This window comes from Streptomyces sp. NPDC050703, from assembly GCF_040654435.1.
Lineage (GTDB): Bacteria > Actinomycetota > Actinomycetes > Streptomycetales > Streptomycetaceae > Streptomyces.
Genome location: NZ_JBFAHX010000005.1, coordinates 47,135 through 71,066, shown reverse-complemented (window position 1 = coordinate 71,066; position 23,932 = coordinate 47,135). Strand labels below are relative to the sequence as shown.

The following is a 23,932-nucleotide window of genomic DNA, read 5'->3' as shown; positions in this document are numbered from 1 at the left end:
ACGGTTCATTCATGCTCACCAAGTGACGCGGAGCGGGGCTTCGATGGACGCGCACAGCGAGGAGATCACCGTCGAGCAGGCGGCCGAGGGCTTCGCGGCCGAGGTAGCCAGATGGCGGGAAGTACGCGGCATGTCCAAGCGGGCATTAGCGCTGGCCATGGGCTTCGACCCGTCCTACGTCAGCCACGTCGAGTCCGGCCGCCACAAGCCCACCGAGGAGTTCGCCAGGCTCGCCGACGAGCACCTGAACGCCGGGAAGGCGATCTGGCGGCACTGGTGCGACTACGAGCAGGCCCGGACGAAGTCCCGGCGCCAACCTACGGCCCCACCGGCCCAGCGCAGGCATGAGCAGCCGTACGCCACCGGATCCGCGCTTGTCGTCGAACACGACGCTGCCCGCCTCCAGTACGACGGCCACTCCTACCGGCTCACCATGAGGCGGTTACTGAGGAACACCGGCGACGAACCGGTCACCCGCTACCTGATCCGCATCTCCGTCGACCGCTATCCCGGCGACCCCGAGCAGTCCAACGCCCACTACCGAGCCCACCCGCTGACCTGGGACGAACTCGATCTCACCGCCACCTGCCGCGGCGAGACAATGCGCTGGCAGGCCAAGCATGACCGCGACGCCTTCAAGGAAGTCTGGCTGCTGTTCGACAACGAACATGGCCGCTTCCCGCTCTACCCCGGCGAATCCGTATGGATCGAATACGCCTACACCGTCGGCGACGACAAATGGGGCAACTGGTTCCAGCGGGCCGTGCGCCTGCCCACCGAGCAACTCGAAGTCCAGCTCGCCTTCCCCGCCGCCCTCGACCCCGTCGTGTGGGGCACCGAGACCTCCATGACCGCCGAAGCGTCGCCTCTGCGGACCCCGCCCGTCCGCAGCGACGACGGTGAACTGAGGCAATTCACCTGGATCACGACCACGCCCGCCCTCCATGCTCGGTACCGTCTTGAGTGGAGGTTCCGGGCACGGCCCGAACACGACACGGAGCAAGGGGACTTCAGGTGATTGATGTGCGGCCCAGCCAGCAGATGCGAGACCTCGGGGTCGTCCAGCACGGCGCCGGCATCCTGGCCGAAGCGGCCCGCGCCTTCACGCTGCCCGACGAGCGCGACGAAGCCGAGCGCATCACCGACGAGCTTTTCGCCGCCATGGAACGGATCGGCCAGGTCCACCCCTTCGCCAAGGGCATGGGCATCGCCGCCCCGCAGATCGGCATCGGCCGCTCCGCAGCCGTCGTCCAGCCGCCCGGCGACGCGCCCGCCATCATCCTGCTCAACCCGCAGATCACCGACCGCTCCGACGAACTGGACGAGCAGTACGAAGGCTGCCTGAGCTTCTTCGACGTCCGCGGACTCGTCCCCCGCCCCCTGAAGATCACCGTCGAGACCACGACCCTGACCGGCGAGACCGTCACCACCGTGTACGAACGCGGCCTCGCCCGCCTCATCCACCACGAGATCGACCACCTCGACGGCCTGCTCTACACCGCCCGCATGCGCACAGGGGTCAAGCCGATCCCTGTGGAGGAGTACCGGCAGACCGGCAGGGCCTGGGCGTACGAGCAATAAACGAGCAGGTCCACAGGCTGCTCGATTCGCCATCAGCTTGATGGGCCATTGTCACTCACCCCAAAGCAGCTTCAGACCAAATCCGCCGCCGACCTCAAGAAATGTCCAGGCGCGGGATTTCGTAGTGCGGATCTGGAAGCACCACACCCCATCTTGCAAGCGCGTAGTTAATCTCCCTGGCTAGCCTTGAAGAGGTATCGCGGCGAAGGCGAGGATTCGAACCGCCATCAATCTGTGCATCATATTCAGGAATGAAAGGCCAGAGATCAACTTTCCTCAGATCGATACCCAGCAGCGAGCACACGTGCTTCAACCCAGAATCCACGTTTCCTCCCTCGCGCTCGGCAGCAAGCCTCCCACAGAGATCCATAAGAGCGTACCCCTTAGGTGACACCTCGTAAATGGTTCCAGATTTTCGAGGGTCTGGGCTGTGCACAATAAACCCCGTGAGATTCAACCGAATAATCCGCTCCTTCACAGGGTTTACCCCGACACCTATCTGCTTGCCGAGCCTTGTGTAGTTACCGAAACCAGAGGCTTCCACCTGAGCCAAGACAGCCAGACTGAGCCCACAAATTCCACTCCATGTCGCAAAGGATGCGACATCTCGTTCAGTGATGCCACCAAGAACAACGGCAAGCAAGAGATCACGGGACAGCGAGTTTTCCAGGTCTGAATAAACTAGTCTCCTGTGACTCTCGGAATCGGCATCAAAGTCTTCTGGAACCCAGAATACGCGCAGCCGGTCAAGCCTATCCGTCAATCCGGCTCTTTTATAGTCGGCGATAGCCTCGTGCAGCACCGACTTATTTTTCATCGTAGTGCGGGCAACATAAACAAGGGCATCCGATTCCGACTCAGAGAGGAGCATCCTAATATCTTTGTCGATCCCCTCGCTATGCTTCCAGAGCGTCTGCCCCGAAACGGCCCTCTTCCAGTTAGTGGCGATATCGCAAGCAAAATCAAAGCGTTTTCGATCAGCCTCTTTGTATGCATAAAGGCGGGATGTTGACGCATCTTCGAGAATTTGCAGAACTGCGTCAGAAAGAAAAGCGTGCTCGGCTGACTCCGCCACTTGCCCCTCCCAGGTTGCTGCCGTCAGATGGATGTTACGAGGCGCCACTGACAGGTGAGCTTGGCGAAGCGCTGAAGCATGCACGTGGATCGTGAACGACGACTTGTGGTTGCTGATCAAGCCGCTGCTGCCGCCTTGGCCCGACCGGGCGCCGGGGTCGCGCCCGATAGACGACCGGCTGTGCCTGTAAGGCATCCTGTACGTCCTCTACAGCGACATAGCCCGGCAACTTCTGCCGTTCGAGCTGGGTTTCGGTGGGTTCAGTTCGGGACAGACCTCCGGCGTCGCCTGGAGCGGTGGCAGCGGGCCGACGTCTTCGACCAGCCCCGCCGCATCCTGCTCGCCGAACTGAGCGCGGCCGGTGGGATTGACTGGTCGCGTGCCTGTGCGGACGGTTCCCACGTCCGCCCGAAAGGGGGTGCCAACACCGGTCCGTCGCCGGTCGACCGGCGCAGACTGACAGCGCCGTGGCGTCGGCGGTTGTCGGCAGCTAGGCCACCTTCCGGATGGTCAGCTTGCGTCGTACAGTCACCGGGTGCGATACGGACAGAGGGCGTTACTCCCGGAACCCGGAACGTTCGCCAACGAGAAGGCTCTTGCCACCTTCGTCCTCGGCAAATTGAACCGGTGGTTCCACATCGAGGAGCAGGTCCCCGGCCGCTCCTGGACTGGCGAAGAGACTCGAATAGACGCCGCGCTAAGACCCCGGGAACCGGACGGCTGGCACGACCAAGAGCCGGCCTTCGGCGTGGAGTTCAAGAATCTCGCCCCGAACACCAGCACCGGCGAGCGCTACAGCTGGGTGGCGCAGGCAGTCGGATATACGCAGTGCGAATGGAAGGGCTACGGCAGGCTGGGAGTGTTCCTGTGCCCCTCCCCGCTGACTTGGCTCCTATCGCGTGCCGACGAGATCGCCACCTTCCGTCAGCGGCAGATCAGCCCTGAGATGCTGGAGGGGGAACGCGAGCGAATACGCCGATACGGTCGCCAGTTTGGCAAGGAATACTCCGATGCATACGTCGATGCTGAGGCGCTGGTCGCCCATCGACGCCGTCTCGGCGAGATGACCTACCAGGAGTTCAGCGCTCGCGCCGACGGCTACATGAATGCCGACGCGCGGGAGCGCGAGCATGATCTCCGGATGGCCAAGGAGCTGACCCACCTCTTGGGGCAGCTCAGCGTCGGAGAACTCATGCCTTACGAGGACAGCGGCTGGACACTGATGAGGTCCGAGTCACGTCTATGGAGTGAGCGCGAGGGACCGGCGAAGGTCCGATACGGCCTGCAACCCCGTATCGGCTCGGAAAGGCGCAGGCGCTGACAGTTGTGCCGCCCATCGACGAAGCGCCGGAAGCGCCAGGTGCCGACTGCGGTCTCACCGCAAATGTGCGAAGGCAATGGACAACCGTGCCTGCTGCTTGATCCCAGGGTCCATCAGCTGCCTCGCGGTGCGGGAGAAATCTGGGAGATGATCTTCGTCCGGAAGCCCATCAAGGCCACCCGAGACCAACCCGTTCCAAGCCCCTGAGCAGCACAGATACTCATCAGTCCTGGTGTCGATCTTCGCCGACCCTCATTCGGGACGAAGAGGTCGTGGGTTCAAATCCCGCCACCCCGACAGTGAAACATCAGGTGAGGCCCTTACCGGTTCGGTAAGGGCCTCACCTGTTTTTGCGTGCGTGTCTATCTGCGTGACCATCGCTTTGGGGCGCGCTCGAAGATGCCGTCCATGACCACGGCGCCGGTCTGGATCACGGGCCGGATCTGCTTCTCTCCTCCAAGGGGACGCCCCTGCCGGAGAGCAGCGACACGCGCGATGTGACGGACAGGTGTTCGGGGGGTGCCCTGGGTAGTAGCTCTTCCCGCGTTGCTCGACCATGCTGCCGTTGAGCCGTGTATCAGCAAACAGGCAGCGCAGGATGTGGCTTGTTTCCTTGCTTCGCGTCCGGGACTGTTTGAACGCATGCCTTTCTCCGAAGACGGTCAGGGCCGGCGAGGTCGGTCGGGGAGGTCCGGTTCGCGGGAGGGGGAGAGAGGCCTGGTGGTGAAGGTGGTGTGGGGCGTGGGGTTCGGTTCGGGTGGTTGGGGGGAGCGGTTGGGGTGGGCGGTCGGGCTCGTTGCCGAGAGAGCGGACGAGCGAGAGGCGGCGCTCGCGCGATGGGGCGAGGGTCAGCGGGAGGTGCTGGGTACTCTTGATCGGTTGAATGGGGCCTGGCGGGGTGCCGCGTGGCCGGGGCGTCGGGCCAGGGCCCAACGGGAGTACTACCGGGCTTGCGGGCGCTCGCTGCCCGAGGCGCTGTGGGACCGGCCGGCCGGCGAGGACATCACCGCCTGGCCCGGGCTGCCCTACGCCCTGCTCTATCTGGAGTGGGAGGCGCGGTACCCGGAGGAGTGGACTCGGCACGCCAAGGACTGGGGGACCAAGGCCTCCCTGATACGGGCCCTCGCCGTGCCTGAGCACATCGCGTCGGTCGAGGCCGCGCTCACGGACCTCGTCGAAATCGTCGTCCTGCGGCCCTACCGCTGCAAGGACCGCGAGTACGTCCGCCTCTGCCGGGTCCTGGACGGCGACGACCTGCGCGGCAGGCTCGCCGCGGCCGCCCGCTCGGAGCATGCGTGGGCCCGGCGCCATGCGGCCCATGTCCTGTGGATGCTCGACCATCCCGAGGTGCCGAACACCCGGCACGTCTGGCGCAGCCGGCTCGCCCTCGCCGAGAGCCACGCCGGCCCGGCCGCGGAGACGGCGTGAGGCCCTCACCCGGCAGGTGAGGGCCTCGGTCTGGAACCGTGGGCCGAGGGCGCGGCGTCAGTGGCCCGGGCCCCGCTTGTCGTCGCGCCAGTCGTCCGCCGCGCCCTTCATTCCTCGGCGGTCGCCCTTCCTGCCGCGGCGGGTGTCCTTCGTGCCGTCGTCGAATTCGATCTGCTCCTTGCGGACCGTGCCGGAGACCTGCTCGGTCTCCGTGACGCGCTCGGTCTCCAGGTGCACGCGTTCGACCGGCACGGACTCCTTGCTCACCACCGCGTGCTCGGCGTGGAGGGTCACCTCCGTCTCCGCCTCGCCGATGTCGGCGCGCGAGCGGTCGCCCTCGCGGATCGGCTCGCGTACGACGCGGACCTCCTCGTGGGAGAGCGGTACGGACTTCGTGACGTCCTCGTTCACCACCGTCTTGCGGAGGTGGGCGTGGCCGACCTCCTCCTCCTCGGTGCCGACCCGCAGCCGTTCCTCGGAGCGGATCATGTCCTGCGCCCTGTCGTCGTGCTCCCGGCCGCGCATGGCGTACTCGCGGCCCCCGGCGGCTCCCGCCATCGGGCGCTCGCCCGTGGCCATGCCGGTGCCCATGCCCGTACCGGTGCCCATGCCCGTACCGGTGCCGGTGCCCGTGGTGCCCGTGCCGGGGCGGGTCAGGCCGTAGTGCGTGTACAGCTCGTGCTCCTGGCCGGGTTCCAGGTGCTGGTCGGCGTCGACACGCGGCGCCTCCTTCACGGCCTCCTTGGTGCACGAGACGTGCAGGGCGTCCTGCTGGAGGCGCGCCCCGGACAGCGGCACGAAGCTCTCCTTCATACCGAAGAGGCCCGTCTTGACGGTCACCCACTCGGGGCGGCCACTGCGGTCGTCGAGGTAGACCCGCTCGATGCTGCCGATCTTCTCGCCGGTCCGGTCATAGGCTGTCAGGCCCTTGAGCGCGTCGGGGTTGGTGAAGGCCTCGCCCTGCGTCATGGGTGATCACTCCCTTTGAGCATGCGACGGGCGAAAACCGATCCGCCACGGGACGACGCACGCCTCAGGTCCATCGCGCGCCGCCCCGGCCCGCCCCGCAAGGCGGAGGATCACGGAGCGTACGGGGAACGCCCCGTCAGCCGTGCCCGCCCCGGTAACCGGGCCGATCGAGCCGGTCACGGCACTTTCGGGCCCGGGGGGCCGTACGGGTGAACACTTGGGCAACGCAACCATGGGCGCCCAGTCGCAGCCACGGGAGCAGGCCATGGGAGCAGGCCGTGGGAGCAGCTGTTCTCAGGATTCGGGGCGCCTGCCCTGCAAGGCCCTGGCCACGCGGGGGCCCAGGCGCTGCTTCAGCCAGCGGAGGGAGTTGAGGCGGGCCACCGTCTGGTCCAGGTGGTAGTAGATCTGCGGCGGCACGTAGGGCAGGAGCGGCGAGTGGCGCTGGCCGAGGAGCGCGAACATCCGCTCCGGGGGCATGCCGATGTAGCGGGGCAGGTTCTCGTACCACTGGGCGCTGTGCCGGGCCGCGCTCTGCACCGCCAGCAGGGCGTGCTTGCGTCGGCGTTCGTAGCGCGCGAGGGCACCGGGCAGTTCCCCCGGGCCCACGCCCCTGAGCTCCTCCGCCAGGCACGCGGCGTCGCGGAGCGCCAGCGTGGTGCCCGCGCCGATCGAGTAGTGCGTGGTGTGGGCGGCGTCGCCGATCAGCGTCAGGTTGCCGTGGGACCAGGTGGCGTTGGTGACCGTCGGGAAGGCCTGCCACTGCGCGTGGCCCCCGATGTCGTCGCGGCCGAGCAGTCCGTGGCCGTCCAGCGGCTCGGCGAAGAGCTTCTCCAGCAGGCGCAGGGCGTCGGTGTGGGCGATCCGGTCGAGGCCGAGGCCCGTCCAGGTGGCCGCCGAGCACTCCACCACGCAGGTGCTGTGCCCGCCGCTGTACCCGTACGCGTAACACCAGATCCAGCCGTGTCCGGTCTCCACGAAGGCGAAGGTGAAGGCCTTGAAGACGCGGGTCGTGCCGAGCCAGACGAAGCGGTTGGCGCCGGTGGTCACGCGCGTGCCGAAGTGCTCGGCCCCCGCCGTGCGGAGCCGGCTGCGCGCTCCGTCTCCCGCGACGATCAGGTCCGCGTCCGGCAGGTCCTCGCGGCCGGCGATCTCCGTGCCGAACGCCAGGCGCACGCCGAGGGAGCGCGCCCGGTCGGCGAGGATCGTCCGCATCTCGTGGCGTCCGATGGCGTGGCCCAGGTCGCCGTCGTGGGCGGTGGTCCTGTCGCCTACGTGGGCGAAGCCGCCGCTCCAGTTCACGCACCGCCCGGCGATGGCCGCCGCCGACTCGGGGTCGTGCGCCCGCAGCTCGTCCAGGAGGTCGGGCCAGAAGGTGACGCCCCAGCCGTGGCTGGCGCCCTCGGCGTGCCGCTCGTGGACGGTGACCTCGTGGGCCGGGTCCTTGAGCTTCGCCAGGATGGCCAGGTACAGGGATGCGGGGCCTCCGCCGACGCAATCGATCTTCACGGGACTCCAGTCGCCGAGGGAAGCGGGACGATCACATAAAGTAGCCGCCCGTCTCCTCTTCCTCGCCGTACGGCGCGGCGGTGTCGCCGCACGTCACCCCAGCGCCGGTCACCAAACGTGATCGGCATGCGATCTTGGGTGAGGTATGTGCACCATCACTCTGTCTCGGGTTCACGTCGATCACGAGGAGACCGGACGTGTCGGCTCACCTCACCAGGCCGCTTCTGATCGTCGCGCTCGCCCTGGTCCCCCCGCTGGGGATCGTGTCCGCGGCGGCCACACCCACGGGCCCGGCCCCGGCCCCGGCGGTAACCAACACCTCTGAGAGCAACCGGCTCGTACGGGACGCCTCCGTGCGCGATGCCTCCGTCGGCGGCTCGCCCGTGTGCGACTGGCGGTACGGCAGTTCGTGCGTCGTCGGCGGCCGCATGTGACACGGCGCGGGACCGTTACTTCACGTTGACGCCGGGCGTTAACGGAGGTGCGGCTGCGCGTAGGCAGCCGCGCTTACCAAGTCAAAGGAGAACGTGATGTCTCGCATCGCGAAGGTCACCGCCGCCACCCTCGGTACCAGCGCTGTCGTACTCGGTGGCGCGGGCATGGCCATGGCGGACGCGGACGCGCAGGGCGCTGCCGTCGGTTCCCCCGGCGCCGTCTCGGGCAACGTCGTGCAGGCTCCGATCCACGTCCCGGTCAATTTCTGCGGAAACACCGTCAACGTCGTCGGCCTGCTGAACCCCGCCTTCGGCAACAAGTGCACGAACGTCAGCCACCACGGCGGCGGCTACGGCCACTGATGTGGCCCCGGGCCGCCGCTGAGCGGCCCGTCGGCCCCCGGTGAACCGCGCACCGGGGGCTACCCCCCGTCCCGGTGGGGCTTGCCGCGGTCGAGCAGGTCGTGCGGTCGTACGTCCCACGGCGGCATCCGCTCATGGCGCGCGATGACGCGCCGGTACTGGGACGACCCGAGGGGCGGCGGCTCCGCCGGGAGGTAGGGGGCCGAGCGGGGGTGGCGGCGGCGCCAGCGGTCCCACAGCAGGTCGACGAAGGCGTGGTTCAGCCAGAAGACCGGGTCGTTGACCGAGGCCCCGCCGAGCATGTGGCCGCCGACCCAGCGGTGTACCCGGTTGTGGTTGCGCCACCGCTCGCCGCCCGGCGCGGTCGGCCAGCCCTCCAGCCGGTTGCGGAAGCCCCCGCGTGATGTGGAGTCGTAGGGCGGGACGTCGTAGCGCGGGTCCGCCATCGCGTCGGCCACGTCCCGCGCGGTCGGCAGTGCGATGGGGTCGTGCGAGCGCCCCAGGTCGCGGGTGAGGAAGTCCCCGTCGGTCACGCCCTCCTTGATGACCCAGTGGCCGTTCCCGCGGGCGAACGGGCCCGTCGTCACCCTGCGGTCCGGCTTCCGTCCCGTGCCGCCCATCAGGTCGTCGCCCCACAGCGACGCCGCCGGGCTGCGGTCCTTCGTCCAGTCCCAGTACGGGACGGCCACGCCCGCGTCGATCCGCTGGAGTGCCCGCTCGAAGTCCAGCAGGAAGCGGCGGTGCCACGGGAAGAACGAGGGGGCCATGTGCGCCACCCGCAGGCCCTTCTCGCCGTCCGAGACGTAGAAGTCGATGTGCGTGCGCACGAACTCGTCGTACTCGCCCCGGCGCTTCAGCTTCAGCACCGCGTCGACGAACCTGCGCCGCTCGGCCCGGGTCAGACTGCTCTGGTTCTTGCGCGTGGGGGCCATGTCCGTCCGTTCCGGGTCCGGGGGCTGCCGGGCTCAGTGGTGCCGGCCGCTCAGGGCTTGCAGGGGGCCGATCTCGTCCACGGCGCCTCGCGCGGCGGCCAGCGGGGTGGCGTACGACTGGTAGTGGTCGACCATGCTGAGGAAACTGCCGTCGGCGCGGCGCATGAGGCCGAGCGGCCGGCCGTCCACGGTGATCCGCCAGCTCTCCGGTGCCTGCCCTTCGCTCGCGGCCACCGGCTCTCCCTGGATGCGGCGGCCCCGGTACATCTCGTCGAAGCCGGCGGGTGGGCCGTCCGACGCCAGGGCGGCTCGCGGTTCCGGAGCGGGGACCGGGGCCGGAAACGGGCTCTGCTCGCGCGTGGCCCAGGGCCTCCGCATGACCTCGGCGGCGGCGAGCAGGGACAGAGCCGCGACGCCGATGAGATGCCGGCGCGTCACGCGGTCGACGAGCCGTCGCGGCTCAGCACGCTCAGCACGCTCAGCGCGCGTCATCGCTCACCGTGCCCGGTCACTCCGCACTTCCCATCGCCCACCGTGCCTCCTCATGAGCCGTGCCCGGCCGCCCCGCACGGCCGCTCACTCGGCCGCGCCCCGTCTCCACCGTGCGGTTCAGCTCGTCCAGAAGTCCCACCAGCGCGTGAGGACGAGCATGCCGATCACGCCCATGTGCAGGGCGGGAAGGACCCAGGTGAATTCGGAGACGAACGTACGCAGTCCCTCGGGCGAAGGCAGGAAGCCGCGCCGTACGTTGTGCGCCGTCACGTACCAGAACAGGAGGATGGTCGCGGCCCAGGCCAGGCAGCACCACAGGCAGAGCGCGTTGACGCGGTAGAGCGACTGGAACTGCAGCCAGGTGCAGAAGGCGACGCCGAGGAGCGTGCCCGCGTCGAGCGTCAGCCAGTACCAGCGGGGGAAGCGTGCGCCCGCCAGCACGCTCGCTCCCACGCCGATCACGGCGGCGTACGCGACGAGGCCGATGAGCGGGTTGGGGAACCCGAAGGCCGACGCCTGCTCGCTCTGCATGACGCTGCCGCAGGCCACGACCGGGTTGAGGCCGCAGCCCGGCCGGAAGTCCGGGTCTTCGAGCAGCCTGGACTTGTCGAGCGTGATGACCCACGACGCGAGCAGGCCGGCCGCCCCGGTGACCACGAGGAGCACGCCGAACCACCGGCCGGGCCCGTCGGACTGCGGCACCGCGGCCGGGCCGCGCCCGCCCGCGGACTGGGCCGGTACGCGGAGCGGCAGTTCCGTGGCGCTCACGGGCGGAGGCCGGGCGTCCGCGGCGGGCGGTGCGCGGCGGCGCGGGGGCCGCCGGGGGTCGTAGTCGTGGTCATGGTCATGGGGGAACCGTATAGACGCCCGGGGGCACGACCGGTTCCGTTGTCACCCGGGTGGCGGAGCCGTGGGCGGCCATCACACGATGGGGTCACACCGGGGGGCCACAGAGCGGCGCCAGATCGAACAGGTTTCCGTACGGGGTGCCTCGTGTGCCCGTACGCACACCGGAGGGCCGGCCCGTGGAGGAAGCCGGCCCTCTGTGTTCGGCGGGGGCTGCGAGGCGGCGCGCGTCTACTTGCCCGCCGGGAGGCCGCCGATGAGCTTGCCGGGGCCCTCGGAGCTCAGCCCCCTGACGACGCCCTTGACCGTGTTGGCCATGGAGTCGCTGTTCTCGGGGTTGAGCATGTTCGTGCCGACGGGGGTGGCGGCCTCCAGGCCCTTGCTCGCGAGGTCGTCGAGGCCGCCGTTCAGGCGGGAGGGCGCCTGGGTGCCGGCGAACGCGGGCGCGGCGGAACCGGCGATGACGAGGGAACCGGCAAGGACGGCGGCAGCCTTCATGGCCTTCATCTTGTTCCTTTCTTTGGCAACGCGTGTCGCCCGGTGGACGTGCCGCCCCGGCGTCGACCGCCGGGGCGTGTCACGTCACCTGTCGTGTCACTTCACCAGGAACCAACGAGCACGGGCCTGTGCGGAAACCCCTGAGCCGGGAACTTCCCGCAGGCCCGTGCGCATGAGGACCGCCCGCCGTCCCTCCCTCAGAGCGTGGGCGTCAGCTGCGCTCCCGGGGCCGGAGCCACCGCGGCCGGGGCCGGGGCCGCCGGCTGGGCCGCGCCGCCGAGGCCGCCGAGCACCCCTTGGAGCAGCCCCGTGACGAGCGAGCGCCCCTCCTTGACGACGCCGGTGGCGTCGCCGGTCGTGGAGGCCTTGAGCAGGTTGTCGACCGTCTTCTGCAGGGCGGGGAGGCTGCCCGCCGGGGGCTCGGGGGCCCTGGCGGCGGAGCTGCCGGCCGGGGCGGCGGGCTGCCTGGCGGCGACCTTCTGGGCCTCCGTCCGTACGGCCTGGGCGTGCTTGTCGGCCGCCGCGACGGAGAGCTCGTATCCCTTGGCCTCCAGGACCGCCACCAGCAGGTCGGCGGCCGGGGTGATGACGCCGCCCGCGTCGTGCAGCCGCTTCGCCTCGGCCAGCAGGGCCTTCGGCGACTGGCCGGGTGTGTGGGGCGCGGTCCGGGTCTCCTCGCCGGGGGCGGTGTCCGCGGAGGCGAGCGCGGGGCCGGCCGTGCCGAGGAGCAGCGTCGCGCACAGGGTGGTGGTCGCGATACGCCGTACGGGCAGAGCGCGCATAGGTCACAGCCTTTCGGTGATACGTCGGATCTTGCGATCACCGTGCGAGGGGTGCACGCACACCGCAACCGAGCGGCTCCCCCGCGGCCCGGCCACACCGGTCACGCGGACGCATCGGCGCAGGTGGCGCCGGTATTTGACGGGTGGTCGGATAATCGCGGGACGCCACTCCATTCGGGGCACCGCACCCCCGGACGCCGCCGCGGACGCGGGAACGGCCGCCCCCGCGGGAGCGGGGACGGCCGTTCTCCGGACGACGTGTCAGTGGTTGACGCACTTGTTGCCGAACGCGGGGTTCAGCAGGCCGCCGACGTTGACCGTGTTGCCGCAGACGTTCACGGGGACGTGGACCGGCACCTGCACGACGTTGCCGGAGACCACGCCGGGGGAGTGGGAGGCATTGCCCTTCGCGTCGGCATCGGCGACGGCGGCGCCCGCCGAACCGGCCACGGCGGCGGCGGCGACGGCGGAGAAGGCGAGGGCCTTGGTGCTACGGGACATGGGGTGCTGCTCCTTGGCAAGGGTGTGACGCACGGGCGGGATGCCCGTGTACGGGGAATCAACTGCCGATCCAGACCACGAGTTGTGCACCCGGAAGGGTGATGTGCGCCGCGTGCCGCGCTGACGGCGGCGGCAACGGCCGATGACGGGGACGACCGGCCGGTGCGCGCGCGGGAGGCGCGTGCCGTCTCCATCGACCCCGCCCCACCATGCCTTTCACCGGTCCGACACACGTGCGGGGATCGGCGGAGCTGCTCCTCCACCGAGCTACAGTTGCGCATCGATTGGGATATTTCAGTCATATACGTCAGATCCCGGCATTCCTTGCACATGTCTTGTCTCCGCTGTGGTTCAGAGCTCTTCACCTCGGAAGGCCAACGCCGTCATGCGTCACTCCCCGGGCTCGCGCATCCTGCACGTCAGCCAGCCCGTCGAGGGCGGTGTGGCCCAGGTGGTCACCGACCTGGCCCGCGCGCAGGCCACGGCGGGCGCCGACGTCCACGTGGCCTGCCCCGACGAGGGCACGCTGCCCCGGATCTGGGACACCGCGGACGGCGGCGTGCGCGGCCACCCGTGGACGGCCTCGCGCTCCCCCGGGCCGCAACTCGCCGCCGAGGTACGCGACCTGGCCCGCGTCATCGCCCGCGTACGGCCCGCGCTCGTGCACGCCCACAGCGCCAAGGCGGGCCTCGCCGCACGCCTCGCCCTGCGCGGACGCCTCCCGACCGTCTTCCAGCCGCACGCCTGGTCCTTCGAGGCGGTCGGCGGCCTCACCGCGCCGCTGACCCGCTGCTGGGAGCGGCGTGCCGCCCGCTGGACGGACCGCATCGTCTGCGTCAGCGAGGCCGAGTGGATCACCGGCCGCAGGGCGGGCGTCACGGGTGCGTACACGGTGGTCCCCAACGGCGTGGACGTCACCCGCTTCTCCCCCGGCCGCCGGGCGGACGCCCGCGGCGGACTGCTGCCCGCCTCCTTCGCGCGGGCCCCCCTCGTGGTGTGCGTGGGGCGGCTGTGCCGGCAGAAGGGGCAGGACGTCCTGCTCCGCGCCTGGGCCGCCGTCTCCGCGGCGCTGCCCGACGCCCGGCTCGTCCTCGTCGGCGACGGGCCCGACGCGGCCGGGCTGCGGGACCTGGCGGACCCGGCCGTCACGTTCGCCGGCACGACGGACGACGCCGCCGGCTGGTACCGGGCGGCCGACGTGGTCGTCCTGCCCTCCCGCTGGGAGGGCATGGCCCTGGCCCCGCTGGAGGCCATGGCCTGTGGCCGCCCCGTGGTGGTCACCGACGTGGACGGCGCCAGGGAGAGCCTGCCCCCGGCCGACCGCGCGCACGCCCTCGTACCGCCCGGGAACCCCGCGGCGCTGGCAGGGGCCCTGCTCGCCCTGTTGCGGGACCGCCCGCTGCGGGCCGGGCTCGGGCGGCGGGGCCGCCGTCATGTCCTCGATCACCACGACGCCCGGCGGACCGCGTCGGCGATCGACGCGGTGTACCGGGAGCTTCTGGGCCCGCCGCCCACCAAGTACCCGGCGCCCACCAAGTACAGGGAGTCCACGTCCACGTGAGTGCCGAACGAACCGTCGCTTCCTCCGCGGGACAGCCGCGGCAGGACAAGTACACCCCGGCCGGGCCCTTCGTCGTGGCGCCCCGTGGCGCCGTCGGCCCGCGCGCCGGGACCCCGGCGAGGCGGCCCTCGCGCGGACGGCGCACGGCGACCGCCCTGCTCACCGTCGACGCCGCCGCCGCGCTGCTCGCCGTGGTCCCACTGGCGGAGCCGCGGCGGATCGCCGTGCTCGCGCCGCTGCTCGTCCTCGGCGTCCTCGCCCTGAACGCGCGGGGCCGCCTGTACGGGTACACCGCCGTCCCCGCCACCCTGGACGAGGTGCCCTCGCTCTGCGGCCGGATCGCCCTCGGCTGGTGCGTCGCCGCGCTGCTCGCGCCCGCCCTCCCCGCCCACCTGCCGCAGCTCGCGCCGCGCACCCTCCTCTGGGCAGCCGCCGCGCACTGCCTGGCCGGCGTCTGCGGGCGCGCCCTGGTCCACCGGCTCCTGCGGGCCCGCGCCGTGCGAAGACCACGGCCCGTCCTGGTGCTCGGCCCCGGCGGGCAGGCGCAGGCCGTGGCCGCGGCCCTGCTGCGGCGGCCCCGCTGCGGGCTGCGCCCCGTCGGCGTGGTGGACGAGGCCGCGGAGCAGCGGCCCGCCGACGAGGACGGCACCGAGCCGCCCGCCGCGCCGGGACTTCCGGTGCTGCGCACGGAGGACGAACTGCACCGGGCCGTCATCCAGAACGACGTACGCGCCGTCCTGCTGCTCGCGGGCCACGCTCCCGGGCCCGCCGACCGGCTGACCGCCCTGCGCGGCCTCGGCTGCGACCTCTGGGAGATCGACCCGCGCGGCCCCGGCCTCGCCTCGCCCCGGGAGAGCGCCCGGGCCCACGTGGCGGGGTTCCGCTGCCGCCCGCTGCTGCCGGCCGGGTGCCGGGGGACGGGCCTCGGCAAGCGGCTCCTCGACGTCGCGGTCTCCGGTGCCCTGCTGCTGCTCGCCGCGCCCGTGCTGCTCTCCTGCGCGCTGGTCCTGCGGGCCACGGAGGGCCCTGGCGTCGTCTTCCGGCAGGAACGCGTCGGCAAGGACGGGCGGCTCTTCACCCTGCTGAAGTTCCGCACCCACCGGCCCGCCGACCCGCAGGAGGCGGCCACGCGGTGGAGCGTCGCGGACGAGCGCCGGATGAGCGCGTTCTGCCGCTTCCTGCGCAGCAGTTCCCTCGACGAGCTGCCGCAGCTGTGGAACGTGCTGCGCGGCGACATGAGCCTGGTCGGGCCGCGTCCCGAACGCCCCTTCTTCGTGGCGCAGTTCAGCCAGTCCTACCCGCACTACGCGCAACGGCACCGGATGCCGACCGGCATCACCGGGCTCGCCCAGATCCACGGTCTGCGCGGGGACACCTCCATCGAGGACCGGTGCCGCTTCGACAACGCCTACATCGACAGCTGGTCCTTCTGGCAGGACCTCTGCATCCTGCTGCGCACCGTCGGCTGCCTCGTGCGCCGCACGGGGAGCTGAGGCCCGTGACCCACGCCCCCTCCCCCGTCCTCCCGCGCGCCCGGCCGCTCGACGCCGCCCTGCGCGCGCTGCGGCGCGACGCCTCGGTCCTGCCGGTGGTGCTGCTCGTCGCGCTGCTCGCGCTCCCGGTGCCCGCGGGCGGCGAGGCCGCCGGGGGCGGCGGTACGGGCACCGTGGCCGACGCGGCCTCCGCCCTGGTCGTCGGCGGCTGCGTCGTCCACCTCGTCCGCACCGGCCGGCGCCCGCTGACCAGGACCGCCGCGGTGCTCATCGGGCTGCCGGTCATCGGTGTCACCGTCGCCGCCCTCGGCGCCCCGTCGGCCGCGACCGGCATCGCGGGTGCCGCGCGCTACCTCCAGATCTTCGTCCTCGTACCCGCGGCCGTGCTCGTGCTGGTCCGCGACGCCCGCCGGCTCCGGATCGTCGCCTGGGCGCTGGTGGCGCTCGCCCTCTGGCAGGGCGCGATCGGCGTGCACCAGAACCTCACGGGCACCGGCGCCTCGTACGCGGGCGAGGACATCCGTGCCGTCGGGACCTTCGGGTCCACGGACGTCATGGGGATGGCCACGGTCGTCTCCTACGGGCTCGTCTGCGCCCTCGCGCTCGCCTTCCGCCCGCACGCTCCGCGCCAGCGGTCGGCGGCCGTGACCTGCGCCGCCCTGCTGACCGTGCCGCTCGCGCTGTCGTTCAGCCGCGGGGCGTGGATCGCCACGGCCGCGGCCTGCACGGCCGTGCTGTGCCTCGCCGGGGCGCGCCGCGCGGGCCGCGTCCTGCTCGCCGCGGGCGCGGCGGCCGTGGTCCTGGTGGCCGGGTTCGGCCTCGGCTCGGACCTGCTCCAGGAGCGGCTGGGCAGCATCACGCAGGTCACTGGGACGCCCGACCAGTCGGTCGTCGACCGGTACACGATGTGGGCGGCGTCGGCGGACATGTGGCGCGAGCACCCCGTGACCGGCGTGGGGCTCAAGGGCTTCCCCGGCCACCGCGACGGCCACGCCTCGCTCGCCCTGTCCGCCGCCAGCGACACCGCGGGCGCGGGCAGCGGCTTCGTCCGCCAGCCGCTGCTCTCCCCGCACAACATGTACCTCCTCGTCCTCGCCGAACAGGGCCTGCTCGGCCTGGCCGCGCTCGCCGGGAGCTGGGCCGCGCTCCTGGTCCTCGCCCTGCGCGCGTGGCACGGCGAGCGCGCCGGGCGCGACGGCGGCGGCGCCCGCCCGGACTGCGCGCTGCTCGCCTGCGGCCTCCTCGTCTGGCAGCTCGTCGACTTCGTCTACGCGGACATCGGCGGGCCCTCCACCGTCCTCACGGCGGTCATGCTCGGCGTGGTGGCGTGGTGGTCGGTGGGTTCGCGCGAAGAGGCGGCCACCGGATGACGACCGTCCCGGGGGTGACGGCGGAGCCGGCGGACGAGGCGGTGCGCCCGGCCGGACCCGTGACGGCCCCGGCCCCGCCGAGCGGCCACTCCCCGAAGACCGGCGGCTCCTTCCTGGCCAGGGCCGCGCTGGTGACCGCCGCGCTGTCCGTGGCCGGTTCGCTGCTCGGGCTCGTACGGGACCAGGCGCTCGCCCACTTCTTCGGCGCCGGCACGGACACGGACGCCTTCCTCGTGGCGTGGACCCTGCCCGAACTCGCCGCGACACTGCTCATCGAGGACGGCCTCGCCTTCTTCCTCGTACCGGCGTTCAGCCTCGCCCTGACCCGCCGCGCGGCGGAACCGGACGCCGACCCCGTACGCGACCTGGTGCGGGCGTCACTGCCGCGGATGTCCCTGTGGTTCGCCGGTGCCGCGCTGCTGCTCGTCGCGGCGGCGCCCGTCGTGGTGGAGGTGCTCGCGCCGGGGCTGCCCGACCCCGGGCTCGCCGTGGACTGCACGCGGCTGACCGCCACCTGCGCCTTCACCTTCGGGCTCACCGGCTACTGCAGCGCGGCCCTGCGCGCGCACCAGCGGTTCGTGGCGCCCGCGACGGTGTACGTCGCCTACAACACCGCCATCATCGCCGCCCTGTTCCTGCTGGCCGCCCCCTTCGGCGTACGGGCCGCGGCGGCCGGTGTCGCGGTGGGCGGCGCGCTCATGGTGCTCGTACAGGCGCCCTCGCTCCGGCGGGAGCTGCGGCGGCGGCCCGAGGACACGGCGAAGGGCCCGGCCCCGGCCGGGGAGGCGACGCTGCAGACCGCGCTCATCTGGACGGTGCTCTTCTTCGCGCTGTGCCGTCAGTCGCAGGTCCTCGTCGAGCGGTTCCTCGCCTCCTCGCTGCCGGCGGGCGCCATCTCGCACCTGAACTACGCGCAGAAGGTCGCGCAGATGCCGATGGCCCTGGCCCTCATGCTCTGCACCGTCACCTTCCCCGTCGTCGCCCGCGCGCTCGCGGCCGGAGAGACCGAGCGGGCCAGGGACCGCGTGGAGCGCGACCTCGTCCTCGTGGGCTGCATGGTGCTCCTGGGCGCGGCGGCGGTCGTCGCGAGCGCCCCCGCCCTCATCGACCTGCTCTTCCACCGCGGCCACTTCACCGCGCGGGACACGGAGATCACGGCCTCCGTCATGCGCGTCTACGCCCTCGGCCTCCTCGGCCACACCATGGTCGGCGCGCTCGCCAGGGCCCACTTCTCCGTCGCGCGGAAGACCTGGGTGCCGCTCTACGCGATGTCCATCGGCCTGGTCACCACCGCGGGCATCGGCTTCCTGGCCGTCGGCACCTGGGGCGTCCACGCCATCGCCGCGGCCAACGCCGCCGGGATCTGCGTCACCGCCCTGCTCCTGTTCCGCGGCCTCGGCCCGCACACCGTGCCCGTCAGGACGAGGGCGGTGCTCGCCCGGCTCGCCCGGCTCACCGCCGCCGCCGCCTGCGCGACGGTGCTCGGCGCCCTCACCGAGAGCGTGATCGGGCACCCCGCACTCGCCGTCCTGGCGAGCAGCGCGGTGGTCACCGCCTCCTTCGCGCTCCTCGGTCTGCTCCTCAAGGCACAGCCCTGGCCGTCCGTACTCCGCTCAGTGACCCGTTCAGTGACCCGCTCAGTGACAGGAGAGCCGCGTCATGTCCGTTGACCTCACCCCGCCCACCCCGTCGGACACGGAGCCCTTCCTGCGGCTCAGGACACCCCGTGTCCCGGCGTGGGTGGCGATGTACCACTCCGTGGCCGACGCCGCCGACGACCCGTACGGGATCACCGTGTCCCCCGACCGCCTCGACGCCCAGCTCCGCTGGATGCGGCGCCAGGGCCTGCGCGGCGTCTCGATGAGGCAGCTCACGGAGGCCTGCGCCCGGGGGCGCCAGCACAACCTCGTCGGCCTCACCTTCGACGACGGCTACCGCGACTTCGTCGACCACGCGCTGCCGCTGCTGCGCCGCCACGAGTGCACGGCCACCGTGTTCGTGCTGCCGGGCCGCCTCGCCGGGGAGAACGCCTGGGACCCGCTCGGCCCCCGCAAGCCGCTCCTGGACGCCGACGGCATCCGGCACGCCGCCGCCGAGGGCATGGAGATCGCCTCGCACGGCATGACCCACACCGACCTGACCGCCGCCGACGGCCCGGCGCTGCGCCGCGAGGTCGCCGGGAGCCGGGCCGCGCTCCGCGACGTGACGGGCGAGGAACCCGCCGGGTTCTGCTACCCGTACGGGCACGTGGACGAGCGGGTGCTCATGGCCGTGCACGACGCCGGGTACCGCTACGCCTGCGCCATCGCCCCCGGCCCGCTCGCCGGGCCCCTCGCGCTGCCCCGCGTGCACATCGGCCAGGGCGACACCGCCTGGCGGCTGCGCCTGAAGCTGCGCACCAACCGGCTCAGGCACCGCGTGCTCGCGGGACCGGCGGTGACGGCATGAGGGCCCTGCACATCATCACCGGCCTCGGGGTGGGCGGCGCGGAACAGCAACTGCGCCTGCTGCTGCGCCATCTGCCGACGGAGAGCGACGTCATCACGCTGACCAACGCGGGCACCGTCGCGCGCGGCATCGTCGCCGACGGCACCCGCGTCACCGACCTCGGCATGGCGGGCAACCGCGACGTCACGGTGCTGCCCCGGCTCAGCGGCCTCATCAGGGCGGGCGGCTACGACATCGTCCACACGCACCTGTACCGCGCCTGCCTCTACGGACGCGTCGCCGCCCGCCTGGCCGGGGTGCGCGCCGTGGTGGCCACGGAACACTCCCTCGGCGACTCGCAGATGGAGGGCAGGCCGCTGACCAAGGGGGTCCGCGCGCTGTACCTCGCGGGGGAGCGGCTCGGCCGGATGACCGTGGCGGTCTCCCCCGCCGTCGGGCAGCGCCTCAACAGCTGGGGAGTGCCGCGCCAGCGCATCCAGGTGGTGCCGAACGGCGTCGACGTGGAGCGCTTCCGCCACGACCCGGCCGCCCGCGTCCTGGTCCGCAAGCGCTTCGGCCTCCCCGAGTCGGCGTTCGTCGTCGGCGGCGTCGGCCGGCTCTCCGCGGGCAAGCGGTTCGACGTCCTGCTGCGCGCGGTGGCCCGGCTGCCGCGCGACGTCCTCGTCCTGCTGGTGGGCAGCGGGCCCGAGGAGCGGGAGCTGCGGGGCCTCGCCCAGCGGCTCGGCCTCGCGGACCGGGTGCGGTTCGCCGGTGAGGCGGGCCACGAGGAGGGCACCGCCGCCGACTGCGTGCCCGACCTGCCCTCGCTGCTCTCCGCCATGGACGCGCTGGCCTCGCCGTCCCCCGAGGAGGCCTTCGGCCTCGCACTCGTGGAGGGCATGGCCGGCGGCCTGCCCGTCCTGTACTCGTCGTGCCCCGCCATCGACGGCCTCCCCGAGGGCGTCGCGGCCGACGCCGTCCGCTGCGCGAGCGATCCGGACGCCTTCGCCGGGGCGCTGCACGGCCTGCGCGGCGGCATCCCCGCGCGCCGCGCCGCACCGGCCGCGGCGGAGCACTACAGCATCACCCGCAGCGCCGGACAGCTGATGCGTGTCTACACATCGGTCGTCTCCGGCCAGACCCCGGAGGTGACCCCCCGATGAGCGACCCCGTGAACGAACGCCCGCGGCTCGGCGCCCTGCGCGCCCGCCTCGCCCCCCTGCGTGCCCGCGCCGCACGGCTGCCCCGCTGGACGGCCCTGCCGGCCTGCGCGCTCCTCGGCCTCCTCGCGGGCACCGGGTACGGCGTGCTGCAGACGCCCCAGTACACGGCGACGAGTTACGTGGTCGTCGTGCCGCAGGGCAAGACCGACCCGGCGGCGGCACTGGGCTACGCCCAGGCGTACGGCCGGGTGGCGAAGCAGCTCGCCGTGATCGGTGACGCGCAGGTGGCGGCGGGCATGTCGCCCACGCGGCTGCAGGACAGCATCCAGGTGGCCACCTCGCCCGACGCGCCGATGATCGCGATCTCCGCGTCGGCGACGACGCCCGGGAGCGCCGCCCTCACGGCCAACGCGGTGGCCCGCTCCCTCTCCACGGGTGCCGACCACTCCAAGGAGAGCACCCAGGTCGAACTGCTGCCGTTCTCCCGCGCCCTCGACCCGGCCGAGCCGTCCTCGCTCTCCGCCGGGGTGACCGCCCTGGTCGGCGGCTGCGCGGGCGGTCTGATCGGCGGCCTCGCCCTCCTCGTACGCCCGCACGCCCGTACGCGGCCCGGCCCCGGCGCCTCCGTGCCCGGCCCCGCGTCCGTCCTGGCGAGGAGCGCCCCGTGACGGCCGTGCGGGACCACGCCCCGACGCTCCGGGTGTGCGTGGACGAGGCGGAGTTCGAGGCGCTCGCGGGGGCCTGGCGGCGGCTGTACCTGTCCTGTGCGGCGGCCACCCCGTTCCAGAGCCATGCGTGGCTGTCCTCCTGGTGGCGGTCGTACGGGCGGCCGGGGCGGCTGCGGGTGGTGCTCGTGGGCGACGGTGACCGGCTGGTCGCGGCGGCGCCCCTGATGCGGGTGCGCGGCCCGGTCCTGCGCCCGCTCGGGGGCGCGATCTCCGACTTCACCGACGTGCTCATCGACGACGCCTGCCGCGAGGCGGGGGCGCGGGCGCTCGTGGCGGGGCTGCGCCGGCTCGCCGGGACCGCGCTGATCGACTTCGGCGAAGTGCGGCCCGGCGCCTGCCTGGAGGGCGTCTACGGGCTCTGGGACGGCCCGAAGCGGGCGCTCGCCGACTCGCCCTGCCTCGAACTGCCCGCGCTGCCCATGGACGACCTGCTCAAGCGCCTTCCGGCACCGCGCGCGCAGCGCACCCGGGCCAAGATCCGCAAGCTGTCCGCGCTCGGCGTGGAGAGCCGCGTCGTGCCCGCCGACGAGGTCGAGACCTCCCTGCACACCCTGCTGCACCTGCACGAACTCCAGTGGGCGGGCCGGAAGGTGACCTCCGAGCACCTCCAGCCGCGCTTCCGCGAGCACCTGCTGCGCTCGATGCGGCCGATGGTCGCGGCGGGCGAGGCGGTGGTGACCGAGTTCCGCCTCGACGGCGAGGTCCTCGCCGCCGATCTGACCCTGCTCTCCGGCACGCTGGCCGGCGGCTACCTGTACGGTGCCCACCCCAGCCTCAGGGAACGCAAGGTCGACGTGGCCACGATGCTCCTCGACGCGGCCACCCGGCACACCGCCGGCGAGCAGCGCCGCGCGCTGAGCCTGCTGCGCGGCAACGAGCCGTACAAGCACCACTGGCGCCCCGACCCGGTCACCAACCAGCGCTTCCTGCTCGCCCGCGGGACCACGGCCCCGCTCCTCGCCGCCGCGGCCGGGTACGCGTCGGCCCGTGAGTGGGCGAAGCCGCGGCTGCGGGAGCTGCGGGCGCGGCGGGGTCAGTAGCGGTCCGCCCCCTCCTCCAGGTCGAACCGGACGCAGAACCTGTTGCCGAGCCAGCGCCCCGCCCACTGGCCGGCGCGGGTCGGGGAACACGCGGAGGGCTTCGCCGGTTCGGCCGGTCCCGCCGGTGCGGCGAGGTCCCCGATCCCCGCGGAGAGGAGTTGCCGGTACACCGCCGCGGCACCGGGGTTGGTGGTGCACTGCCACACGCCGTGCGGGCAGTAGTCGGTGAGGGTGTTGTACAACGGCTTCTTTTCCTTCATCCATTCCAGCATGCCGCGCATGTATTCTTCGTTGTCTCCGTTGCGGAAAAGACCCCATTCGGGATACGAGATGGGCTTGTTGTGGGCCGCCGCGAAATCGATGTGGTCCTGGAGCCCATAGGGTTCCTTGACCTGCTCGTCGAACGACATTCCGCTCGGCTGGTCGTACGAATCCATGCCGATGATGTCGACGGACTCGTCGCCGGGATAGCACTGCGTCCACGGAATGGCGTCGCGCCCCCTGTTGGGCGTGAAGTCGAACTGAAACCTCTGTCCATGCACCGACCGCATTGTGGTGACGATCCTGTTCCAGTACCTCTTCCAGGACTCCGGGTCCGGGCCGCACCGATGCGTGTAGGTCGTGCCGTTCATCTCCCAGCCGAGCACGATCACCGTCTCGGGCACGCCCAGGTCGACCAGGCGCCGGGCGAGCACCCGGAAGTGGTCGTCGAAGTGGCCTGCGGCCCCCCTGCGCAGCAGCGCCGCGACCTCGGCGTCCCCGACGCGCTCCTCGTTCCGCTCCAGCATGGGCACGTTGAGCACGAAAAGCCTGTCGTCCTTCTTCCTGCGCCAGTCCGCCCACCCTTCGAGGAACTTCGGCGCGCCCGCGATGTTGCTCCAGCGGTCGCCCGGGAGATAGGTGTGCCCGACCCGCAGCTCCATGCCGCCGAGCCACTTGCTCAGCGCGTCCATGCGCTCGACCCCGGCCGTCCCGTAGTCGAGATAGGCGCCGAAGGCGGGCGCCCCGACCGGCCCGGGGGCCTTCGGCGGCTCCGGGGCCCATGGCGGGACGGGACCGGAGGAGGCGGGCGGTGCCGGAGCGTCGCCCGGCGGCACCGGGGCCGGGACCGGGACGAGTGGGGCCGGGGCGACCGGGGTTGTGGCGACCGGGGCCGGCGGCGCGGGCGCGCTCGTCGCCGCGGCCGTGGGGTCCGTCGGCGCGGCGCCCGGTGCGGCCGGGGGGCCGGGTGGCCCCGCGTCGCGCGGAACAGCCGCCGCACAGGCCGGCGCGGCGGCGATGACCATTGACGCGGCAATTCCTCCGGCGATGAGAGAAAGCCGTTCCCTGCGTCGTGTGCACCGTGGGGCCATGACCGCTCCTCCTCTTTCCCGACTCACGTCCTGACGTGCCGTCATATTTATCTCTATTGCGCCAATC

Annotated in this window: 24 protein-coding genes; 14 read left to right on the top strand and 10 right to left on the bottom strand. The window is 72.0% G+C overall.

Translation table 11 applies throughout. The annotated features are described in order from the left end of the window. Positions 1–43 precede the first annotated feature (43 nt). A complete protein-coding gene (locus AB0I16_RS06580) occupies positions 44–1,018 on the top strand; it encodes a helix-turn-helix transcriptional regulator (RefSeq protein WP_363248194.1) in 975 nt (324 codons plus the stop codon). Continuing rightward, positions 1,015–1,581: a peptide deformylase gene (locus AB0I16_RS06575; protein WP_363248193.1), complete on the top strand. Its 567-nt coding sequence runs from the start codon at positions 1,015–1,017 to the stop codon at positions 1,579–1,581. The genes AB0I16_RS06580 and AB0I16_RS06575 overlap by 4 nt, the downstream gene beginning before the upstream one ends. A 94-nt stretch (positions 1,582–1,675) precedes the next feature. Here AB0I16_RS06575 and AB0I16_RS06570 read toward each other — a convergent pair whose 3' ends face one another. Next, positions 1,676–2,776 carry a hypothetical protein gene (locus tag AB0I16_RS06570; protein ID WP_363248192.1) on the bottom strand — a complete coding sequence of 367 codons (1,101 nt, stop codon included), beginning with the start codon at positions 2,774–2,776 and terminating at the stop codon, positions 1,676–1,678. 415 nt (positions 2,777–3,191) lie between these two features. On the opposite strand from AB0I16_RS06570, the gene AB0I16_RS06565 reads away from it, so the two are divergent. Further along, positions 3,192–3,977 carry a hypothetical protein gene (locus AB0I16_RS06565; protein ID WP_363248191.1) on the top strand — a complete coding sequence of 262 codons (786 nt, stop codon included), beginning with the start codon at positions 3,192–3,194 and terminating at the stop codon, positions 3,975–3,977. 879 nt (positions 3,978–4,856) lie between these two features. Then, entirely contained in the window at positions 4,857–5,405 is a 549-nt protein-coding gene (locus AB0I16_RS06560) for a hypothetical protein (protein WP_363248190.1), read from the top strand. A gap of 57 nt (positions 5,406–5,462) precedes the next feature. On the opposite strand, the gene AB0I16_RS06555 is transcribed toward AB0I16_RS06560, so the two are convergent. Beyond that, entirely contained in the window at positions 5,463–6,374 is a 912-nt protein-coding gene (locus AB0I16_RS06555; protein ID WP_363248189.1) for a PRC and DUF2382 domain-containing protein, read from the bottom strand. A gap of 294 nt (positions 6,375–6,668) precedes the next feature. Further along, positions 6,669–7,883 carry an FAD-dependent monooxygenase gene (locus tag AB0I16_RS06550; RefSeq protein ID WP_363248188.1) on the bottom strand — a complete coding sequence of 405 codons (1,215 nt, stop codon included), beginning with the start codon at positions 7,881–7,883 and terminating at the stop codon, positions 6,669–6,671. Between the two features lie 197 nt (positions 7,884–8,080). On the opposite strand from AB0I16_RS06550, the gene AB0I16_RS06545 reads away from it, so the two are divergent. Continuing rightward, positions 8,081–8,317 carry a hypothetical protein gene (locus AB0I16_RS06545; protein WP_363248187.1) on the top strand — a complete coding sequence of 79 codons (237 nt, stop codon included), beginning with the start codon at positions 8,081–8,083 and terminating at the stop codon, positions 8,315–8,317. A 96-nt stretch (positions 8,318–8,413) separates the two neighbouring features. Continuing rightward, positions 8,414–8,680: a chaplin gene (locus AB0I16_RS06540; protein ID WP_363248186.1), complete on the top strand. Its 267-nt coding sequence runs from the start codon at positions 8,414–8,416 to the stop codon at positions 8,678–8,680. Between the two features lie 59 nt (positions 8,681–8,739). Here AB0I16_RS06540 and AB0I16_RS06535 read toward each other — a convergent pair whose 3' ends face one another. The 6 genes from AB0I16_RS06535 to AB0I16_RS06510 form a co-directional block, all read right to left on the bottom strand. Further along, positions 8,740–9,612: a tyrosinase family protein gene (locus AB0I16_RS06535; RefSeq protein ID WP_363248185.1), complete on the bottom strand. Its 873-nt coding sequence runs from the start codon at positions 9,610–9,612 to the stop codon at positions 8,740–8,742. Between the two features lie 33 nt (positions 9,613–9,645). After that, positions 9,646–9,990: a tyrosinase family oxidase copper chaperone gene (locus AB0I16_RS06530; RefSeq protein WP_363248360.1), complete on the bottom strand. Its 345-nt coding sequence runs from the start codon at positions 9,988–9,990 to the stop codon at positions 9,646–9,648. Positions 9,991–10,221: 231 nt separating this feature from the next. After that, positions 10,222–10,806, bottom strand: a complete 585-nt coding sequence (locus AB0I16_RS06525) for a vitamin K epoxide reductase family protein (protein WP_363248359.1) — start codon at positions 10,804–10,806, stop codon at positions 10,222–10,224. A 375-nt stretch (positions 10,807–11,181) separates the two neighbouring features. Beyond that, positions 11,182–11,457: a hypothetical protein gene (locus AB0I16_RS06520; RefSeq protein ID WP_363248184.1), complete on the bottom strand. Its 276-nt coding sequence runs from the start codon at positions 11,455–11,457 to the stop codon at positions 11,182–11,184. A 188-nt stretch (positions 11,458–11,645) separates the two neighbouring features. Beyond that, positions 11,646–12,230, bottom strand: coding sequence for a hypothetical protein (locus AB0I16_RS06515; RefSeq protein ID WP_363248183.1), 585 nt, complete (start codon positions 12,228–12,230; stop codon positions 11,646–11,648). A 261-nt stretch (positions 12,231–12,491) separates the two neighbouring features. Next, positions 12,492–12,731 carry a chaplin gene (locus AB0I16_RS06510; protein WP_363248182.1) on the bottom strand — a complete coding sequence of 80 codons (240 nt, stop codon included), beginning with the start codon at positions 12,729–12,731 and terminating at the stop codon, positions 12,492–12,494. Between the two features lie 385 nt (positions 12,732–13,116). On the opposite strand from AB0I16_RS06510, the gene AB0I16_RS06505 reads away from it, so the two are divergent. The 8 genes from AB0I16_RS06505 to AB0I16_RS06470 all read left to right on the top strand — a co-directional run bounded on the left by AB0I16_RS06505 (position 13,117) and on the right by AB0I16_RS06470 (position 22,513). Then, positions 13,117–14,292: a glycosyltransferase gene (locus AB0I16_RS06505; RefSeq protein ID WP_363248181.1), complete on the top strand. Its 1,176-nt coding sequence runs from the start codon at positions 13,117–13,119 to the stop codon at positions 14,290–14,292. Beyond that, complete coding sequence (locus AB0I16_RS06500) at positions 14,289–15,785, top strand: exopolysaccharide biosynthesis polyprenyl glycosylphosphotransferase (protein ID WP_363248179.1); 1,497 nt, start codon at positions 14,289–14,291, stop codon at positions 15,783–15,785. The genes AB0I16_RS06505 and AB0I16_RS06500 overlap by 4 nt, the downstream gene beginning before the upstream one ends. Positions 15,786–15,790: 5 nt before the next feature. Beyond that, positions 15,791–17,155 (top strand): O-antigen ligase family protein, encoded by a 1,365-nt coding sequence (locus AB0I16_RS06495; RefSeq protein ID WP_363248178.1) that lies wholly within the window; start codon positions 15,791–15,793, stop codon positions 17,153–17,155. After that, positions 17,152–18,825, top strand: coding sequence for a lipid II flippase MurJ (locus AB0I16_RS06490; RefSeq protein ID WP_363248177.1), 1,674 nt, complete (start codon positions 17,152–17,154; stop codon positions 18,823–18,825). The genes AB0I16_RS06495 and AB0I16_RS06490 overlap by 4 nt, the downstream gene beginning before the upstream one ends. Before the next feature lie 76 nt (positions 18,826–18,901). Further along, positions 18,902–19,603, top strand: a complete 702-nt coding sequence (locus AB0I16_RS06485) for a polysaccharide deacetylase family protein (protein WP_363248358.1) — start codon at positions 18,902–18,904, stop codon at positions 19,601–19,603. Continuing rightward, complete coding sequence (locus AB0I16_RS06480) at positions 19,600–20,745, top strand: glycosyltransferase (protein ID WP_363248176.1); 1,146 nt, start codon at positions 19,600–19,602, stop codon at positions 20,743–20,745. Before AB0I16_RS06485 ends, AB0I16_RS06480 begins: the two co-directional genes overlap by 4 nt. Continuing rightward, complete coding sequence (locus tag AB0I16_RS06475) at positions 20,742–21,413, top strand: lipopolysaccharide biosynthesis protein (RefSeq protein WP_363248175.1); 672 nt, start codon at positions 20,742–20,744, stop codon at positions 21,411–21,413. The genes AB0I16_RS06480 and AB0I16_RS06475 overlap by 4 nt, the downstream gene beginning before the upstream one ends. A 5-nt stretch (positions 21,414–21,418) precedes the next feature. Further along, complete coding sequence (locus tag AB0I16_RS06470) at positions 21,419–22,513, top strand: GNAT family N-acetyltransferase (RefSeq protein WP_363248357.1); 1,095 nt, start codon at positions 21,419–21,421, stop codon at positions 22,511–22,513. Here the strand turns inward: AB0I16_RS06470 and AB0I16_RS06465 are convergent. Continuing rightward, positions 22,507–23,865, bottom strand: coding sequence for a glycosyl hydrolase (locus tag AB0I16_RS06465; protein ID WP_363248174.1), 1,359 nt, complete (start codon positions 23,863–23,865; stop codon positions 22,507–22,509). The two genes, AB0I16_RS06470 and AB0I16_RS06465, sit on opposite strands and share 7 nt — an antisense overlap. Positions 23,866–23,932: the final 67 nt, after the last annotated feature.

Excerpts from the sequence above, each read along its gene's own strand:
- AB0I16_RS06485 (WP_363248358.1), top strand. The coding sequence starts at position 18,902 with ATGTACCACTCCGTGGCCGACGCCGCCGACGACCCGTACGGGATCACC.
- AB0I16_RS06475 (WP_363248175.1), top strand. The coding sequence starts at position 20,742 with ATGAGCGACCCCGTGAACGAACGCCCGCGGCTCGGCGCCCTGCGCGCC.
- AB0I16_RS06490 (WP_363248177.1), top strand. The coding sequence starts at position 17,152 with ATGACGACCGTCCCGGGGGTGACGGCGGAGCCGGCGGACGAGGCGGTG.
- AB0I16_RS06515 (WP_363248183.1), bottom strand. The coding sequence starts at position 12,230 with ATGCGCGCTCTGCCCGTACGGCGTATCGCGACCACCACCCTGTGCGCG.
- AB0I16_RS06535 (WP_363248185.1), bottom strand. The coding sequence starts at position 9,612 with ATGGCCCCCACGCGCAAGAACCAGAGCAGTCTGACCCGGGCCGAGCGG.
- AB0I16_RS06530 (WP_363248360.1), bottom strand. The coding sequence starts at position 9,990 with ATGCGGAGGCCCTGGGCCACGCGCGAGCAGAGCCCGTTTCCGGCCCCG.
- AB0I16_RS06540 (WP_363248186.1), top strand. The coding sequence starts at position 8,414 with ATGTCTCGCATCGCGAAGGTCACCGCCGCCACCCTCGGTACCAGCGCT.
- AB0I16_RS06555 (WP_363248189.1), bottom strand. The coding sequence starts at position 6,374 with ATGACGCAGGGCGAGGCCTTCACCAACCCCGACGCGCTCAAGGGCCTG.
- AB0I16_RS06510 (WP_363248182.1), bottom strand. The coding sequence starts at position 12,731 with ATGTCCCGTAGCACCAAGGCCCTCGCCTTCTCCGCCGTCGCCGCCGCC.
- AB0I16_RS06480 (WP_363248176.1), top strand. The coding sequence starts at position 19,600 with ATGAGGGCCCTGCACATCATCACCGGCCTCGGGGTGGGCGGCGCGGAA.
- AB0I16_RS06465 (WP_363248174.1), bottom strand. The coding sequence starts at position 23,865 with ATGGCCCCACGGTGCACACGACGCAGGGAACGGCTTTCTCTCATCGCC.
- AB0I16_RS06520 (WP_363248184.1), bottom strand. The coding sequence starts at position 11,457 with ATGAAGGCCATGAAGGCTGCCGCCGTCCTTGCCGGTTCCCTCGTCATC.
- AB0I16_RS06505 (WP_363248181.1), top strand. The coding sequence starts at position 13,117 with ATGCGTCACTCCCCGGGCTCGCGCATCCTGCACGTCAGCCAGCCCGTC.
- AB0I16_RS06580 (WP_363248194.1), top strand. The coding sequence starts at position 44 with ATGGACGCGCACAGCGAGGAGATCACCGTCGAGCAGGCGGCCGAGGGC.